The 14,592-nt window shown below is 72.2% G+C and carries 14 protein-coding genes; 7 read left to right on the top strand and 7 right to left on the bottom strand.

All coding sequences use genetic code 11. From position 1 onward, the window contains the following. Positions 1-245 precede the first annotated feature (245 nt). Positions 246-449, top strand: a complete 204-nt coding sequence (locus tag F1721_RS12265) for a cold-shock protein (protein ID WP_150066750.1) — start codon at positions 246-248, stop codon at positions 447-449. 115 nt (positions 450-564) lie between these two features. On the opposite strand, the gene F1721_RS12260 is transcribed toward F1721_RS12265, so the two are convergent. The 3 genes from F1721_RS12260 to F1721_RS12250 form a co-directional block, all read right to left on the bottom strand. Beyond that, entirely contained in the window at positions 565-1,992 is a 1,428-nt protein-coding gene (locus F1721_RS12260; protein WP_150066749.1) for an MFS transporter, read from the bottom strand. 23 nt (positions 1,993-2,015) lie between these two features. Beyond that, entirely contained in the window at positions 2,016-2,471 is a 456-nt protein-coding gene (locus F1721_RS12255; protein ID WP_150066748.1) for a MarR family winged helix-turn-helix transcriptional regulator, read from the bottom strand. A gap of 66 nt (positions 2,472-2,537) precedes the next feature. Then, a complete protein-coding gene (locus tag F1721_RS12250) occupies positions 2,538-3,089 on the bottom strand; it encodes a heme-binding beta-barrel domain-containing protein (RefSeq protein ID WP_150066747.1) in 552 nt (183 codons plus the stop codon). A gap of 95 nt (positions 3,090-3,184) precedes the next feature. On the opposite strand from F1721_RS12250, the gene F1721_RS12245 reads away from it, so the two are divergent. Then, a complete protein-coding gene (locus tag F1721_RS12245; RefSeq protein WP_150066746.1) occupies positions 3,185-3,814 on the top strand; it encodes a VOC family protein in 630 nt (209 codons plus the stop codon). 718 nt (positions 3,815-4,532) lie between these two features. Further along, a complete protein-coding gene (locus F1721_RS35325; protein ID WP_281288756.1) occupies positions 4,533-4,655 on the top strand; it encodes a hypothetical protein in 123 nt (40 codons plus the stop codon). Positions 4,656-4,662: 7 nt separating this feature from the next. On the opposite strand, the gene F1721_RS12240 is transcribed toward F1721_RS35325, so the two are convergent. Further along, positions 4,663-5,574 (bottom strand): LysR family transcriptional regulator, encoded by a 912-nt coding sequence (locus tag F1721_RS12240; protein WP_150066745.1) that lies wholly within the window; start codon positions 5,572-5,574, stop codon positions 4,663-4,665. 108 nt (positions 5,575-5,682) lie between these two features. Here F1721_RS12240 and mdlC point away from each other — a divergent pair, with 108 nt between their 5' ends. The 3 genes from mdlC (at position 5,683) to F1721_RS12225 (ending at position 10,173) form a co-directional block, all read left to right on the top strand. Then, positions 5,683-7,269, top strand: coding sequence for a benzoylformate decarboxylase (mdlC, locus tag F1721_RS12235; RefSeq protein WP_150066744.1), 1,587 nt, complete (start codon positions 5,683-5,685; stop codon positions 7,267-7,269). A gap of 38 nt (positions 7,270-7,307) precedes the next feature. Next, complete coding sequence (locus tag F1721_RS12230; RefSeq protein ID WP_150066743.1) at positions 7,308-8,630, top strand: MFS transporter; 1,323 nt, start codon at positions 7,308-7,310, stop codon at positions 8,628-8,630. Positions 8,631-8,712: 82 nt separating this feature from the next. Further along, positions 8,713-10,173: an aldehyde dehydrogenase family protein gene (locus F1721_RS12225; RefSeq protein ID WP_150066742.1), complete on the top strand. Its 1,461-nt coding sequence runs from the start codon at positions 8,713-8,715 to the stop codon at positions 10,171-10,173. A 475-nt stretch (positions 10,174-10,648) separates the two neighbouring features. On the opposite strand, the gene F1721_RS12215 is transcribed toward F1721_RS12225, so the two are convergent. Beyond that, complete coding sequence (locus F1721_RS12215) at positions 10,649-11,818, bottom strand: 4-hydroxybenzoate 3-monooxygenase (protein WP_150066741.1); 1,170 nt, start codon at positions 11,816-11,818, stop codon at positions 10,649-10,651. A 166-nt stretch (positions 11,819-11,984) separates the two neighbouring features. Further along, on the bottom strand, positions 11,985-12,740 hold the full coding sequence (locus F1721_RS12210) for an SDR family NAD(P)-dependent oxidoreductase (protein WP_150066740.1): 756 nt from the start codon (positions 12,738-12,740) through the stop codon (positions 11,985-11,987). A 169-nt stretch (positions 12,741-12,909) separates the two neighbouring features. Between F1721_RS12210 and F1721_RS12205 the strand changes: the two genes are divergently transcribed. Further along, the gene (locus tag F1721_RS12205; protein WP_150066739.1) at positions 12,910-13,755 is read left to right on the top strand and encodes a helix-turn-helix transcriptional regulator; all 846 of its coding nucleotides are present in this window, start codon (positions 12,910-12,912) and stop codon (positions 13,753-13,755) included. A 45-nt stretch (positions 13,756-13,800) separates the two neighbouring features. Here F1721_RS12205 and F1721_RS12200 read toward each other — a convergent pair whose 3' ends face one another. After that, the gene (locus tag F1721_RS12200) at positions 13,801-14,592 is read right to left on the bottom strand and encodes an IclR family transcriptional regulator (protein ID WP_150066738.1); all 792 of its coding nucleotides are present in this window, start codon (positions 14,590-14,592) and stop codon (positions 13,801-13,803) included.

The following is a 14,592-nucleotide window of genomic DNA, read 5'->3' as shown; positions in this document are numbered from 1 at the left end:
GTGTGGGTGCGATGTTGGCTGCGACACGCTGGTGGATCGGCAGCGGCGCGATCTTGGCTGAGCGTGTAGTGTCTACCTCGGTCGTATTTTTCTGGGGTCGTGTTCGCGCACACTCGCAGGATGGTGATGCGGGCGTGCTGCTTTCTGGTTGTAGCTGGAGAAGTCGCCGTTCGAGATCCGCGACCCAGGTGGTGACGCAGTGTGACCGCCTGATGCAGTACCGGCTCCCAGAAGGAGAGAAGAGCATGGCACAGGGAACCGTGAAGTGGTTCAACTCGGAGAAGGGCTTCGGCTTCATCGCTCCGGACGACGGCGGCCCGGACGTGTTCGTCCACTACTCGGCCATCGAGGCGCGCGGCTTCCGCACCCTCGAGGAGGACCAGAAGGTCTCCTACGAGGTCAGCCAGGGCCCGAAGGGCCCGCAGGCGGCTGGCGTCCGCGCCCTCTGAGAACGGTGATCCGACCCGTTCCGCAGCCGCGACACGGGTAGCTGAACCGCTCGTCGACGAAGGCCTCGCACCCCGGTGCGGGGCCTTCTCGCGCATCCGCCCCCGGAAGGGCCGCTCAGGAGCGGCGTTCGCGCAGGGCGGCGAACAGCGAAGCGGCCAGCAGGACCGCCGCGAGAACGGCGATCGACAGGCCCATCCGGTGCAGCCCGACGTCGTCGGCGCGCTCGCCGATCACCAGCGCGAGCAGTGCGGCGGCCAGGTTCGCGCCGACGTACTGCGAGGTCCGGTACAGCCCGGAGGCCGCCCCCACCCGCTCGGCCGGGGCGACCGCGTACATCGCGCGCTGGTTGCCCATGTTGTTGAACCCGTTCGGCACGCCGAGCATCGCCGAGATCGCCAGCAGCAGCAGGATCGGCGAGTCCTCGCCGGGCACGGTCAGCAGCAGCCCGGCGACGCACAGCGCGGCCGTGCCGACGATGAGCGCCGCGCGCGGGCTGCGGTTGCGCTGCAGCCGGTTCGCCAGCAGCGTCGAGACCACCCCGACCGCCGAGATCGGCAGCACCACCAGACCGGCGCCGACCGGGCCGAGGTCGCGGGTCTCCTCCAGCCACTGCGGCAGCCCGTAGAAGACGCAGTAGAACGCCGTGTAGGTCACGATCGTGCGCACGTAGGTGAACGACAGCGCCCGCTGGCCCAGCAGCCGCACGTCCAGGAACGGGTCGCGGACGCGCAGGCTCCACCAGCCGGTCAGCGCCGCGGCGGGCACCGCGATCGCCAGCCACCACCACTGGGGCACGTCGGCCAGCGACAGCAGCCAGAACATCAGCGCGGTGATCGCCGCGGCGAACAGCGCGATGCCGACCGGATCGACCCGCCGCAGCGCGGCGAGCCGCCCGCGGCCGCGCTGCGCGGGCGGGTCCGCCGGTCCCCACCAGATGATCACCGCGGCGCCGACCAGGGTCAGCGGCACGTTCACCCAGAACACCCCGGACCAGCCGAACAGGCCGACCAGCAGGCCGCCGAGGGTGGGGCCCAGCGACGCCGTGACCTGCGAGCAGACCGCCAGCGCGGCCAGCGCGTTGTTCGGGCGGGAGCGCAGCCGGTCGGCGGCGCGGCGGATCATCGCCACCCCGCACGGGTACTGGGCGGCGGTGCCGATGCCGATGAGGATGCGGCAGACCACCAGCGCGGCGACGTTCGGCGCGAACGGCGCCACCGCCGAGGTGGCCCCGACCAGCAGCAGCCCGGCGAGGCTGGTGCGGCGCGGGCCGAGCACGTCGGCGATGCGCCCCATAGCGGGGGCCGCGACCGCGGTGGCCAGGTAGAGCGCGGAGACCAGCCAGGTCACCGAGGTGCCCGCGTCGAACACGTCGCGGATGCTGACCAGCGCGACCGCGATCATCGACGAGTTCAGCGGTTGCAGGACGGTGCCGAAGGCGATCGGCGTGATGAACCGGCCGGGCAGTTCCGGGGCCGCGGGACCCGCAGCGCTTTGTTCAGCGTTGCTGTCCTTCTTGGGTGGGGTTTCGTGCGTTCGGGTCATCGTCGGAGCTCCTGCGCGAGCGGTCAGGAGTCGGCCAGCCGGTCCAGCAACCGGGCGGCCAGCACCAGCACCTCCCGCTCCACGTCGCTGAGTTCGGTCGTCATCGCTTGCGCCAGCCACGCCTCGCGGCGCTGCCGGTCCTGCCGCACCCGGTCGCGGCCCGCGTCGGTGATGCGGATGATCGCGGCCCGGCGGTCGTCCGGGTCGGGAGCGCGCTCGGCCAGCCCGGTGGAGATGAGGTGCTGCACCATGCGGGCCATCGACTGGGGCGTGACCCGCTCGGCGACGGCCAGGGCGCTGCTGGTGGTCGGGCCGTCGCGCTCCAGGCGGCCGAGCACCGCCATGCGGCCCAGGGTGAGCTCGCCGGGATTGCGCTCGGCGCGCAGCCGCCGGGCCAGCCGCATCACGCCGGTGCGCACTTCCGCAGCTGCGGCGGCGACCCCGGCGGTGTCTTCGGCAGCGGGGTCGTCTCGGCTCATGTATTCAGCATAGCTGTCTTTATTTCGACCGTGAACGGCTGCCCGGGACTGCTGGGTGGGGCGCGGTCAGCGAGTGCGGTGCAGGCGCGCGGCCACGTGCGGTGTCATCTCCACGCCGACCATCGCTCGGTGCTCGGCGTAGTCGAGGACGTCGTCCTCGGCCAGCTCGTAGCTGCGCCGCGCGGCCCGGACGTCCTTGGCGGTCGCGGTCCGGACCACGGAGTCGGTGGTCAGGTCCCAGCGCCGGTCCGCGGCTTCGCCGTAGAACAGCTCCTGGATCCCGGTGCAGTGGGACAGCAGCAGCTCCAGCGACCCGTCGGGCTGGGGGCGCCACCAACCCGTCTCCCACGCGGCGGGTCGGAGCACCGCGCCATCGGCGTCGAGCAGCCAGGCGCGGGCCTCGTGGCGCAGGAACGGCCGCCCGTCGTGGGAGATCGTGAGCTGCTGGCCGAACCGGTACGGCCCGTCGATCGTGGGGTAGTCGACCTCCCCGCGGCCGCGCCACACGCCGACGAGGGCGCGCAGCGGTCGGCACGCGTCGTGCAGCGGCGGCCCGCTGGTCAGGTCCGCGGTGTCGGCGGGGATCGGCGGCGGGGCGAGGTCGTCGGGAGAACCCATGCGTGGCAGCGTAGGCGGTGCCCGGTCGCTCCGGGAGCCGTTGATGTTCCCGGCACCGGGCGGTGGGATCGGGACCGAGCCTTCGGGAGGTGCGGATGGCGAACGTCGAACCGCGGCTGGACCACCTGGTGTACGGGGTGCCGGACCTGCTCGCCGGGGTGCGGGCGGTCGCCGAGCTGCTCGGCGTCGACCCGGCTCCCGGCGGGCGCCACCCGGACAACGGCACGCAGAACTACCTCGTCGGTCTCGGCGGCCGGGCCTACCTGGAGATCATCGGGCCCGACCCCGGGGCGACGCGCCCGCCGAACACCTTCGGGCTGGCCACCCTGACGGTCCCGCGCCTGGTGACCTGGGCGGTGCGCGCCACCGACCTGGACCGGGCGGTCGCCGACGCGCGCGCCGCCGGTCACGATCCGGGCGAGGCCCGGTCGATGTCGCGGCGCACCCCGGACGGGCAGCTGCTGGAGTGGCGGCTGGCCAAGCGGGAACCGAACCCCCGGGACGGCCTCGTCCCGTTCCTCATCGACTGGGGCAGCGCCCCGCACCCGGCGGAGTCCGGCCTGCCGGAGGTCCGGCTCCTGTCGTTGCGCGCCGAGCACCCGGACCCCGAATCGGTGCGGGCCGACCTGCGGGCCGTCGGCGCGCACCTGGACCTCACCCGCTCGGACGCCCCGGCGTTGCGCGCCGAGATCGAGGGGTCCGGCGGCCGGATCGAGCTGCGCTGAGACGGGTCAAACCCGCCGAACCCGTCGAGGTCGCCGGTTGCGGATCGGCTTCCACCCGCGCCAGCAGCGGGAACCGCTCTTCGGGCGGAGCTTTTCGGCGGGGCTCCCCAGCTGCCGCGCCTCGTGCTGGACGCACCGCCGACGAGGCGCGGCAGGCGCTGCTCGGCGCCAAGCAGTACGCCCCGGGCGCATCGCTGCACTACCTGATCGCCGATGCGTCGGGCGACGAAGCGCGTGATACCGACAACACCCTGTTCAGCCATCGTCGTCACCGCACGTTGCGGGAACGAGCCGCAGAACCCGGATTTTCCGGCGCGCGGCGGCGGGAAGCGCTCGACGAGGGCGGTTTCGGCACCGCCACCGAGCCGGGTGTTCCGATGCGCACGCTCGGGAGCACCGTCTTCGAACTCGGCGAGCGGACCGTGTCGACGTGGTTCTACCTCGGTGAATGCGCGAGCAGCGCCCGTCGGAGCGCGGCGCTGACGTTCGGCTCGGGGTTGCTGCCCGCCCCTGACCCCGGCGGCGTCATCCGACCGAGAAGACGTCCTCAGTGGACGGTTGCGGAGCGTGGTCGAGTTGGTGCGGGGCGGTGTGGTCGGCCGTTTCACCGGGCGTTATCGTCGGGGCAACGGCGCTGCCATCCGGCGGGTTCAGCATCGGTACCGAACCTGGTGGGCCGGGGTCAGGGGATCCGGCGCCGAGGAGAAGGGGAACTCCCATGGTGCGTGCTGTTGGAACGCTGGCCGTCGTCGGTGCGGGTGTGGTCGGCTTCTGGATCGGCTACCTGCTGGACGTCCGGCGCCACTCGACCGGCGCCGCGCCGAACCGGGTCGCCGCCTGAAACCGTCTCAAGTGGACGGTTCCGGCTCGCGGCGCAGGGTCCGCCGGATGAGCTCGCGCAACCAGTCCGTGCCGGGGGAGGGCAGCGCGCGCCGGTAGGTGTAGAGCGACACCTCCACCGTCGGGATCTCGAACGGCAGCCGGAAGGTCGCCACCTCCGAGGAGCGGGTGAACAACCCGGCCACCCCGCTGGGCACCGCGGAGAGGTAGTGCGTCCGCGCCAGCAGCTCGGGCAGCGCGGTGAAGTGCGGTACCCGGGCGGCGACCTCGCGGCGGTGCCCGAGCCGGGTGAGCTCCGTGTCGGCGTCGACGTGCCCGGCCGCGGGATCCACCACGATGTGCCGTTCCCGCAGGTACTCCGCCAGTGCGGGGCGATCGCCGATGCGCGGGTGCGCGCGGGCGCGCAGACCGAGGTAGTGCTCCTGGAACAGGGCGTCGCGCCGCAGGTCCGGGGCATCGATGCGGGGTGTGCAGATCACCGCGTCGGCCCGGCCCTGGCGCAGGTGGTTCGGGGCGGCGGCCATGTCCAGCGGCAGCACCTCCACCGCGCAGTTCGGCGCCTCCCGCTCCAGCCGGGCCAGGACCGCGGGGAGCAGGCTGATCTCGCCGAGGTCGGTGGCGCAGATCCGGAACGTGCGCGCCGAGGTGGCCGGGTCGAACCGCCCCGCCCCTGACACCGTCTCCTCGATCACCTCCAGCGCTTGCTGCAGGCGCGGGTACATCCGCTCGGCGATCTCGGTCGGCGCGAGGCCGTCGGGGGAGCGGGCGAACAGCTCGTCGTTGAACTGGCGGCGCAACCGCCGCAGCGCGTGGCTCACCGACGGCTGCGTGATGAACAGCGCCTCGGCCGTCCTGGTGACGCTGCGCGTCTCGTAGAGCAGCACGAAGGTCTTCATCAGGTTCAGGTCCACGTCGACCACGCAGCGAGAATAGATATCGGCCATGTCGGGATCAACAGCATTCATTAGGCCTATGACGGCTGGGCTCCCTAGGGTGGCGGGCATCACCGACACGGGGAGCGAGCACCCATGGCCGACGTCCGCGACGTGACCTACGAACTGCTGCGATCGCACGACCTGACCACCATCTTCGGAAACCCGGGCTCCAACGAGCTGCCGTTCCTGGCCGGGATGCCCGAGGACTTCCGCTACGTCCTGGGCCTGCACGAGGGTGCGGTGCTGGCGATGGCCGACGGCTACGCGCTGGCCCGCGGCGGCCCGGCGCTGGTCAACCTGCACGCGGCGGCCGGGACCGGCAACGCGCTCGGCGCGCTGACCAACTCGGTCTACTCGCACAGCCCGCTGGTCATCACTGCCGGGCAGCAGGTGCGCTCGACCATCGGCCAGGAGGTCATGCTGGCCAACGTCGACGCCCCGGCGCTGCCGAAGCCGCTGGTGAAGTGGAGCTGCGAACCCGCCTGCGCGCAGGACGTGCCGCGCTCGATCAGCCACGCCATCCACATCGCGAACCTGCCCGCCAAGGGCCCGGTGTACGTCTCGGTGCCCTACGACGACTGGGCCCAGGAAGCACCGGCGGAGGCGCAGCACCTGCTGGCCCGCAAGACCGGCGTCGCCGGGTCGTTGAGCGACGCGCAGCTGGCCGAGCTGGCCCAGGAGCTGGACGGCGCCGAACGCCCGGTGCTGGTGCTGGGCCCGGAGGTCGACGCCGAGCGCGCCAACGACGACGCCGTGCGCTTGGCCGACCGGCTGGGCGCGCCGGTGTGGATCGCGCCTTCCGCGCCGCGGTGCCCGTTCCCCACCCGGCACCGCAGCTTCCGCGGCGTGCTGCCCGCCGCGGTCCAGGGCATCACCGACGCGCTGCGCGAGCACGACCTGATCGTGGTGGTCGGCGCCCCGGTGTTCCGATACCACCAGTTCGTGCCCGGCGAGTACCTGCCCGCGGGCGCCCGGCTGGTGCACCTGACCAGCGACCCCGGCGAGGCCGCGCGCGCCCCGATGGGGGAGGCGCTGGTCGGCGACGTCAAGGACGCGCTGTCGCGGCTGGCCGACGCGGTCACCCCGGGCCTGCGCCCGGAGCTGCCGCCGCTGCCGGAGCGCCCGGCCGTGAAGTCCTCCGGGGACCGGCTGCACCCGGAGGAGCTGTTCGCGCTGCTGCGCGAGCACGCCCCGGAAGATGCCGTCTACGTCAAGGAATCCACCGCGACCACCGGCGCCTTCTGGGCGCAGATGGACCTCTCCGAGCCGGGCAGCTACTTCTTCCCGGCCTCCGGCGGGCTCGGGTTCGGGCTGCCCGCCGCGGTCGGCGCGCAGCTGGCGCACGACCGGCGCCAGGTCATCGGGCTCATCGGCGACGGTTCGGCCAACTACGGGATCACCGCGCTGTGGACCGCCGCGCAGTACCGGATCCCGGTGATCATCGTCATCCTGAAGAACGGCACCTACGGCGCGCTGCGCTGGTTCTCCAAGGTCCTGGACGCGGGCGAGGCGCCCGGCATGGACGTGCCCGGCATCGACTTCGCCCAGATCGCCCGCGGGTACGGGGTGGAGGCGACGTCGGTGCGCACCGGCGCGGAGTTCACCGCTGCCCTCACCAAGGCGCTGGGCGCGGGCGGACCGGTGCTGATCGAGGCGGAAACCGAGCTCACCGAACCCTGACTGGCCCTCCCCGACGCAGTGGAAACCGGAGGAACCAAGTGTCCCAGCACACCGCGGGGGCTGTGGTCGGCGCTGCCCGGCTCAACGGCTTCCACTACAAGGTCCTGGCGCTGTGCTCGCTGCTGATGGTCGTCGACGGGTACGACATGGTCAGCTACGGCACCGTCATCGCCCACCTGATGGACGAGTGGCACATGGACCCGGTCACCGCCGGGACGCTCGGATCGGTCGCGCTGGTCGGCATGCTCGTCGGCGGGCTGTTCGTCTCGCCGCTGGCCGACCGGCACGGGCGGCGGCCGCTGATGATCAGCTGCGTGACCATCGCCAGCATCGCCTCGTTCGGCTGCGCCTTCGCCACCGGGCCCGAGCAGCTGGGCGTGCTGCGGTTCGTCGTCGGGGTGTCCTTGGGTGCGCTGGTGCCCAACTTCAACGCGCTGGCCGGGGAGATCGCGCCGCGGCGGGCGAAGGCCCTGTTCGTCACGCTGGTGTCGTCGTTCTACTCGGTGGGCGGCATCGGCGCGGCGGTGTTCGCCATCCACATCGAACCGCTGTGGACCTGGCGCGGCGTGTTCTACGTGGCGGGCCTGCCGCTGCTGCTGGTGCCGTTGCTGCTGCGCCACCTGCCGGAGTCCCCGGACTACCTGGCCGCGCGCGGTGACCGGGAGCGGTTGCTGGTGGTGCTGCGGCGGATCGCCCCGGAGCGCGAGGACCTCGACGAGGTGGTGCTGGAGGAGCGCCCGCAGCAGGCCAGAGCCCGGTTGCGGCAGCTGTTCGCCGGTGGCAACGCCCTCAACAACGTGCTGATCTGGGTGTTCTTCGCGATGTGCATGCTGCTCAGCTACGGGCTCAACACCTGGCTGCCGAAGCTGATGCAGACCGCGGGCTACCCGCTGGGCTCGGCGCTGTGGAACCTGGTGGTGCTGAACCTGGGCGGCATGGTCGGCGCGATCGTCGGCGGCTGGCTGGCCGACCAGTGGACCTACCGCGGCACCCTCGTGCTGTACTTCGTGCTCGCCTCGGCGTCGCTGATCGGGTTGTCGTTCAACCCGAACTCGGTGGTGCTCAACGCTTTGCTGTTCGTCGCGGGTGCGGCGACGGTCGGCGTGCTGGCGATCATCCACGCGTTCGCGGTGGAATACTACCCGGCCGAGGTGCGGTCGACCGGCGTCGGCTGGGCGGCGGGCATCGGCCGCATCGGCGCCATCGGCGGCCCGACGCTCGGCGGCGCGCTGCTGGCCCTGGAACTGCCGTTCCAGCAGAACTTCATCGCCGTCGCGGTGCCGGGCGTGATCGGTGCGATCGCGGTGGCGATCGTGGCCAAGAAGAAGTTCCAGGTCCCCGAACCGGCCCCCGCGCAGTAGCCGAGTCGCGGCGCGGTGCCAGGGGTGGAAGCCTCGGGCACCGCGCCGTCGTGAAAGAACCCTTGCCGAGAAAGGCCAACGCATGACGATCCTGGACACCGAACGCTGGACCGAGCAGGTCTTCACCGGGCGCTGGGCACCGGCCGGCGGGACGCCGACCGAGGTGGTCGAGCCCGCCACCGGCCAGGTGCTCGGGCACGTCGGCTCCGCCACTCCGGCCGACGTCGCCGCGGCCTGCGCGAGAGCGGCCGCGACGCAGCGGGGGTGGGAGGACACGCCGTTCGAGGAGCGGGCGGCCGTGCTGCGGCGGGCCGGGCAGCTGTTCGTCGAGCACGCCGCGGAGGTCAGCAGCTGGCTGATCCGGGAAGGCGGTTCGATCCGGCCGAAGGCCGAGCTGGAGGCGCGGACTGCGGCCGAGGAGTGCTTCGAAGCCGCCGCGCTGCCGTCGCACCCGGCGGGTTCGCTGCTGCCGTCGGCGGACGGGCGGCTCAGCTTCAGCAGGCGGGTGGCGGCCGGGGTCGTCGGGGTGATCGCGCCGTTCAACTTCCCGCTGATCCTGTCGATCCGCGCGGTCGCACCGGCTTTGGCGCTGGGCAACTCCGTCGTGCTCAAGCCCGACACCCGGACCGCGGTGTGCGGCGGGATCGCGCTGGCGGCGATCTTCGAAGCGGCCGGGGTGCCCGAGGGCGTGTTCCAGGTGCTGCCGGGCGGAGCTGACGCCGGAGCCGCGCTGGTGGCCGACGAGCACACCCGCGTCATCGCCTTCACCGGGTCCACCGCGGCTGGCCGCAAGGTCGGCGAGGCCGCCGCCGCGCACCTCAAGCGCGCGCACCTGGAGCTGGGCGGCAACAACGCGATCATCGTGCTGCCGGACGCCGACGTCACCGCCGCCGCATCGGCCGGTGCCTGGGGTTCCTACCTGCACCAGGGACAGATCTGCATGGCCGCGGGTCGGCACCTGGTGCACGAGTCCATCGCGGACGACTACGTCGCCGCGCTGGCCGACAAGGCGCGCACCCTGCCGGTCGGCGACCCGAACACCGAGGAGGTGGCGCTGGGGCCGATCATCGACGCCAAGCAGCGCGACGGGATCCACCGGCTGGTGACCGAGAGCGTGGCCGCAGGCGCGACGCTGGTCGCCGGCGGCGAGTACGACGAGCTGTTCTACCGGCCGACCGTGCTCGACCACGTCCGGCCCGACACGCCCGCGTTCCGCCAGGAGATCTTCGGTCCCGTCGCGCCGGTCCTGCGGTACCGGACGGTGCGGGAAGCGGTCGAGATCGCCCGCGACACCGAGTACGGGCTGTCGCTGAGCGTGCTGGGCGCCGACGCCATGCAGGCCTGGGAGATCGCCAAGCAGATCCCGAGCGGCCTGGTGCACGTCAACGACCAGACCGTCGGCGACCACGCGCACATCCCCTTCGGCGGGGTGAAGGCCTCCGGCAACGGCGGCCGGGTCGGGGGAGCGGAGGCCAACATCGAGGCCTTCACCGAGACCCAGTGGGTCACCGTCCAGGGCCCGATCCAGCAGTACCCGTTGTAAACAGCTCGCCCTGAAGAGACCGAGCTTTCATGCGGCTGCGGTCCGTAGGGGCTTCGCTCGCGCTCCCGTCTCACGGCTGGCTGCGGTGGGACGGGTCGCATCGCCCACCAGCTAACTGGCGGGTTGGGGCATGTTTGCGAATACCCACGCCGAGCGTGCGCGGTCGCGCACGTTGACCCCGGCGACGACGTCGGCTGGTCCAGCGAGAACACGCCGACGACAGCAGAAATGATCCCGAGTGGGCCGATCTTCATCGCAGAGGAACATTACCCGCCTCGCGTCAACACGAACGGGGCAGCACGCGATACGCGGTCACTGCACGCCCACACGCCGCTTTAGGGATCGCATTCCTCCCGGCCGTGAACGGTCGGGGTTCCTGCGATTAAGCAGTGAAGTCCGTCCAGGTCCGAATCTGCCCGCCAAATCTGGGTACTGCCACGGCGTCGCGCCAAAAACGAGTGCGCCGGATGGGGTTTCAGTCGAACGGGGTGCCGACGTAGTTCTCGGCGAGCAGGGTGCGGCCCGCGCGGGAGCGGGTGACGGTGTCCAGCTCGGCGAGCTGGCGGTGCAGGTCGAAGCCGGTCGCCTCGGGCATGCGGTGCAGCATCGAGGTCATCCACCAGGAGAAGTGCTGCGCGCGCCAGATCCGGGGCAGGGCCGTGGCGGTGTAGGCGTCGAGCGCGGTGCGGTCGCTGTTGGCGAAGAACTCGGCCATCGCGCGGGAGAGCACGTGCACGTCGGCGATCGCGAGGTTCATGCCCTTCGCCCCGGTCGGCGGCACGGTGTGCGCGGCGTCCCCGGCCAGGAACAGGCGGCCGTGCTGCATCGGCTCGCACACGAAGCTGCGGAAGTGCAGGACCGACTTGGAGAAGATCGGCCCCTCCTTGATCTCCGCGCCCGCCACCCGGGTGTGCAGCTCCGACCAGATCCGGTCGTCGGACCAGTCCTCGACGGAATCGTTCGGGTCGACCTGCAGGTAGTGCCGCTGGACGGTCGCCGAGCGGGTGCTGATCAGCGCGAAGCCGTTGCGGTGGTGGGCGTAGATCAGCTCCTCGGACGACGGCGGCGCCTCGGCCAGGATGCCGAACCAGGCGAACGGGTACTGGCGGAAGTGGTCCTGCCGGGGGTTCGGGCTCGGGATCAGGAAGCGGGTCGTGGTGCGCGATCCGTCGCAGCCCGCGACCAGCGCGCAGTCGAGCTGCTGCTCGGCGCCGTCCTGGGTGAACCGGATCCGGGGCCGGTCGCCGGTGATGCCCTCGACCTGCACGTCGGAGACGCCGAAGCGGATGTCCCCGCCGTCGGCCAGGCGCTGGGCGATGAGGTCCTTGAGCACCTCGTGCTGCGGGTAGATGGTCACGCCGCGGCCGCCGGTGAGGTCGGCGAAGTCGATCCGGTGGCCCCGGCCGCCGAAGCGCAGCTCGATGCCGTGGTGCACCATGCCGAGCCGCTTGACGCGCTCGCCGATCCCGGTGTCGACCATCAGGTCCACCGAGCTCTGCTCCAGCACACCGGCCCGGATGGTGCCCTCGATCTCCTCGCGGGTCCGGGTGTCGAGCACGACCGACTCCACGCCCCGCTGGTGCAACAGGTGCGAGAGCATGAGCCCGGCTGGCCCCGCCCCGACGATCCCGACCTGGATCTGCATCGACCGAATCCTCCCTCGGACCTGCTGCGGGCGGTGCACCCCGATGTGACCGCCGCCGCAGCCTCACGGTCCACGATCGGTGCGCGATCAGCGACGCGGAACGCCCCTTTCCGTTCACCGGAAGCCCGGATCAGGCCGAGCGGCGGGCCCGGCTCGGCAGGGGCGGTCAGTGCGCGGTGAGCCCGCCGTCGACGACCAGCTCGGCGCCGGTGACGAACGAGGACTCGTCGCTGGCCAGGAACAGCACGGTGGCGGCGACCTCGTCGGCGCGGCCCGCGCGGCGCATCGGGGTGCGCACGATGTCGGGCTGCTGGTCGCCCTCCTCGTCGAGGACGTCCTGGATCATGGGGGTGCGGATGACGCCGGGGTGCACCGAGTTGACCCGGACGCCGCGCGTGGCGTACTCGACCGCGGCGGTCTTGGTCAGCAGCCGCACGGCTCCCTTGGACGCTTGATATGCGGCGGCGGCGCCGCTGCCGACGAGCCCGAGGACCGACGAGGTGTTGACGACGGAGGCGTTGCCGGACGCGCGCAGCAGCGGCATGGCGGTCTTCATCCCGAGCCACGTGCCGGTCTGGTTGACCGCGATCACCCGGTCCCACGACGACTGCTCGGTGTCCTCGACGCCGGGCCAGTCCACGATCCCGGCGAGGTTGACCAGGACGTCCAATCGGCCGAACCGATCGCGGATCAGGTCGATCACCTCGCGCCAGCGCTCGGCGGAGGAGACGTCCAGCCGGGTCGCCAGCACCTCGGCGTCGTCGGCTTCCAGCCGCGCGGCGAGAGCTCGCACGGCATCGTCGGCGACGTCGGTGACCACCAGCCGGGCCTGCTCGCGGGCGAACAGCTCAGCGGTGGCCTGTCCGATGCCGCCGGTCGCGCCGGTGATCAGCGCGATCTTACCGGCCAGTCGTCCAGTCATGGCACTCCTCATCTCGCGGTGTGGTTGATCAGCGCGGCGAGCGCCGGTCAGCCAGCTCGTGGTCCTGCACCACCGAGTCTTGAGAGCGGGAGCGGTCCGCGGCAGGACGTGCGGTGGCTGGGTGTGCCGCACCCACCCAACCGCGCGGGCACCCGCCTAACGTGGCGGCATGAGCGGTGGAGAGTTGGGGCAGTTCCTGCGCGCCCGCCGCGCGCAGCGGTCGCCCGAGGACGCAGGCGTGCTCCATTCCGGTCGGCGGAAGGTCCCCGGGCTGCGCCGCGAGGAGGTCGCCGTGCTCGCCGGGGTGAACGCCGACTACTACACCCGTCTGGAGCAGGGCCGCGAGTCCAACCCGTCCCCGCAGGTCCTCGACGCGCTGTGCCGGGCGCTGGATCTCGACCCGGACGCGCGCCTGCACCTGTACCGGCTCGCCGGAACCGCACCGCGGACCGGCCTCGAACAGGTGCCGCAGAGCGTGAGCCCGCAGCTGCGCCAGCTCATGGACGGCTACACCAACACCCCGGCCTTCGTGCTCAACCGGATCTTGGACGTGCTGGCCACCAACGCCCTGGCCGACGCGCTGTTCTCACCGTTCCGCTCCGCGGACAACCTCGCCCGCATGACCTTCCTCGACCCCGCAGGGCGCCACTTCTACGCGCGGTGGGACTGGACGGCGCAGGCCACCGCGGCGAACCTGCGGGTGGCCGCCGGGTTCGACCCGCACGACCCCGATCTGCTGCGCCTGGTCGCCGAGCTCAGCGACGGCAGCGACGAGTTCCGCGCCCTGTGGAACGCCCACGCGGTGCGCGGGAAGACCCACGAGCCCAAGCACCTGGTCCACCCCGACGTCGGCCCGCTCACCCTGACCCACCAAGCCTTCGACGTGCGCAGCGCCCCCGGACAGCAGCTGATCATCTACCACGCGGAACCAGCCACAGCCAGCGCCCACGCTCTCGCGCTGCTGAGCACCCTGCACGCCACCGCTCGCCAGGCCGACCTCCCGGCGGACACCTGACGGTCGAGGACGTCCGTTCTCCCTTGAAATCGCGTGACCCGCGGATCAGGGGCGTTCGAGGTGGGCCGTGGGCGGGAGCGCTTGGGCGTTGGGGGAGCCGAGGGCGCGGGAGAGGCCGCGGGCGGCTGCGCGGACCGCCGGGACCAGGGCCATCGGGTCCGTGCGCTCCGCCGGGACGACGATGGACAGCGCCGCGACCACCTCGTCGGAGTCGTCGTGCACCGGGGCGGCCACCGACAGCGTGGTCAGCTCGATCTGCCGGTCGCTGATCGCGAAGCCCTGCCTGCGCACGTCGGCGAGGACTCCGCGCAGCTGGCGGGCGTCGGCGATGGTCCGCTCGGTGAATCGCTTCAGCGGCTTCGCCAGCACCGCCTCCTGCTGCTCGGGATCGGCGTGCGCGAGCAGCACCAGGCCCACCCCGGTGGCGTGCAGCGGGAGGCGGCCGCCGGGGCGCGACACCACCGGCACCGCCTCGCGCCCCGAGATGCGCTCGACGTAGACGACCTCGTCGCCGTCGAGCACGCCGAGCTGCACGTTCTGCCGGGTGGCCTCGTAGAGGTCGCCGAGGAACGGCATCGCGACCTCGCGCAGGAACGTGCCGCGCGGGGTCAGCGCCGCCAGCTCGTAGATCCGCAGCCCGATCCGGTAGCGGCCGTCGGCGGCGCGCTCCAGCGCGCCCCAGCCGGTGAGCTCGCCGACCAGGCGGTGCGTGGTGGTCAGCGCCAGGCCGCTGTGGCGGCTGATCGCCGACAGCGTCAGCGACGGCCGCTCCGGGGAGAATGCCTCCAGGATCCGGAACAACCGGGACGCCACCGTCGGCGCAGCCGTCTCGCCCAT

Source organism: Saccharopolyspora hirsuta, assembly GCF_008630535.1.
GTDB classification, from domain to species: domain Bacteria; phylum Actinomycetota; class Actinomycetes; order Mycobacteriales; family Pseudonocardiaceae; genus Saccharopolyspora; species Saccharopolyspora hirsuta.
Note: the sequence above shows the minus strand (reverse complement) of the source record. Positions and strands in the feature narration are given on the sequence as shown.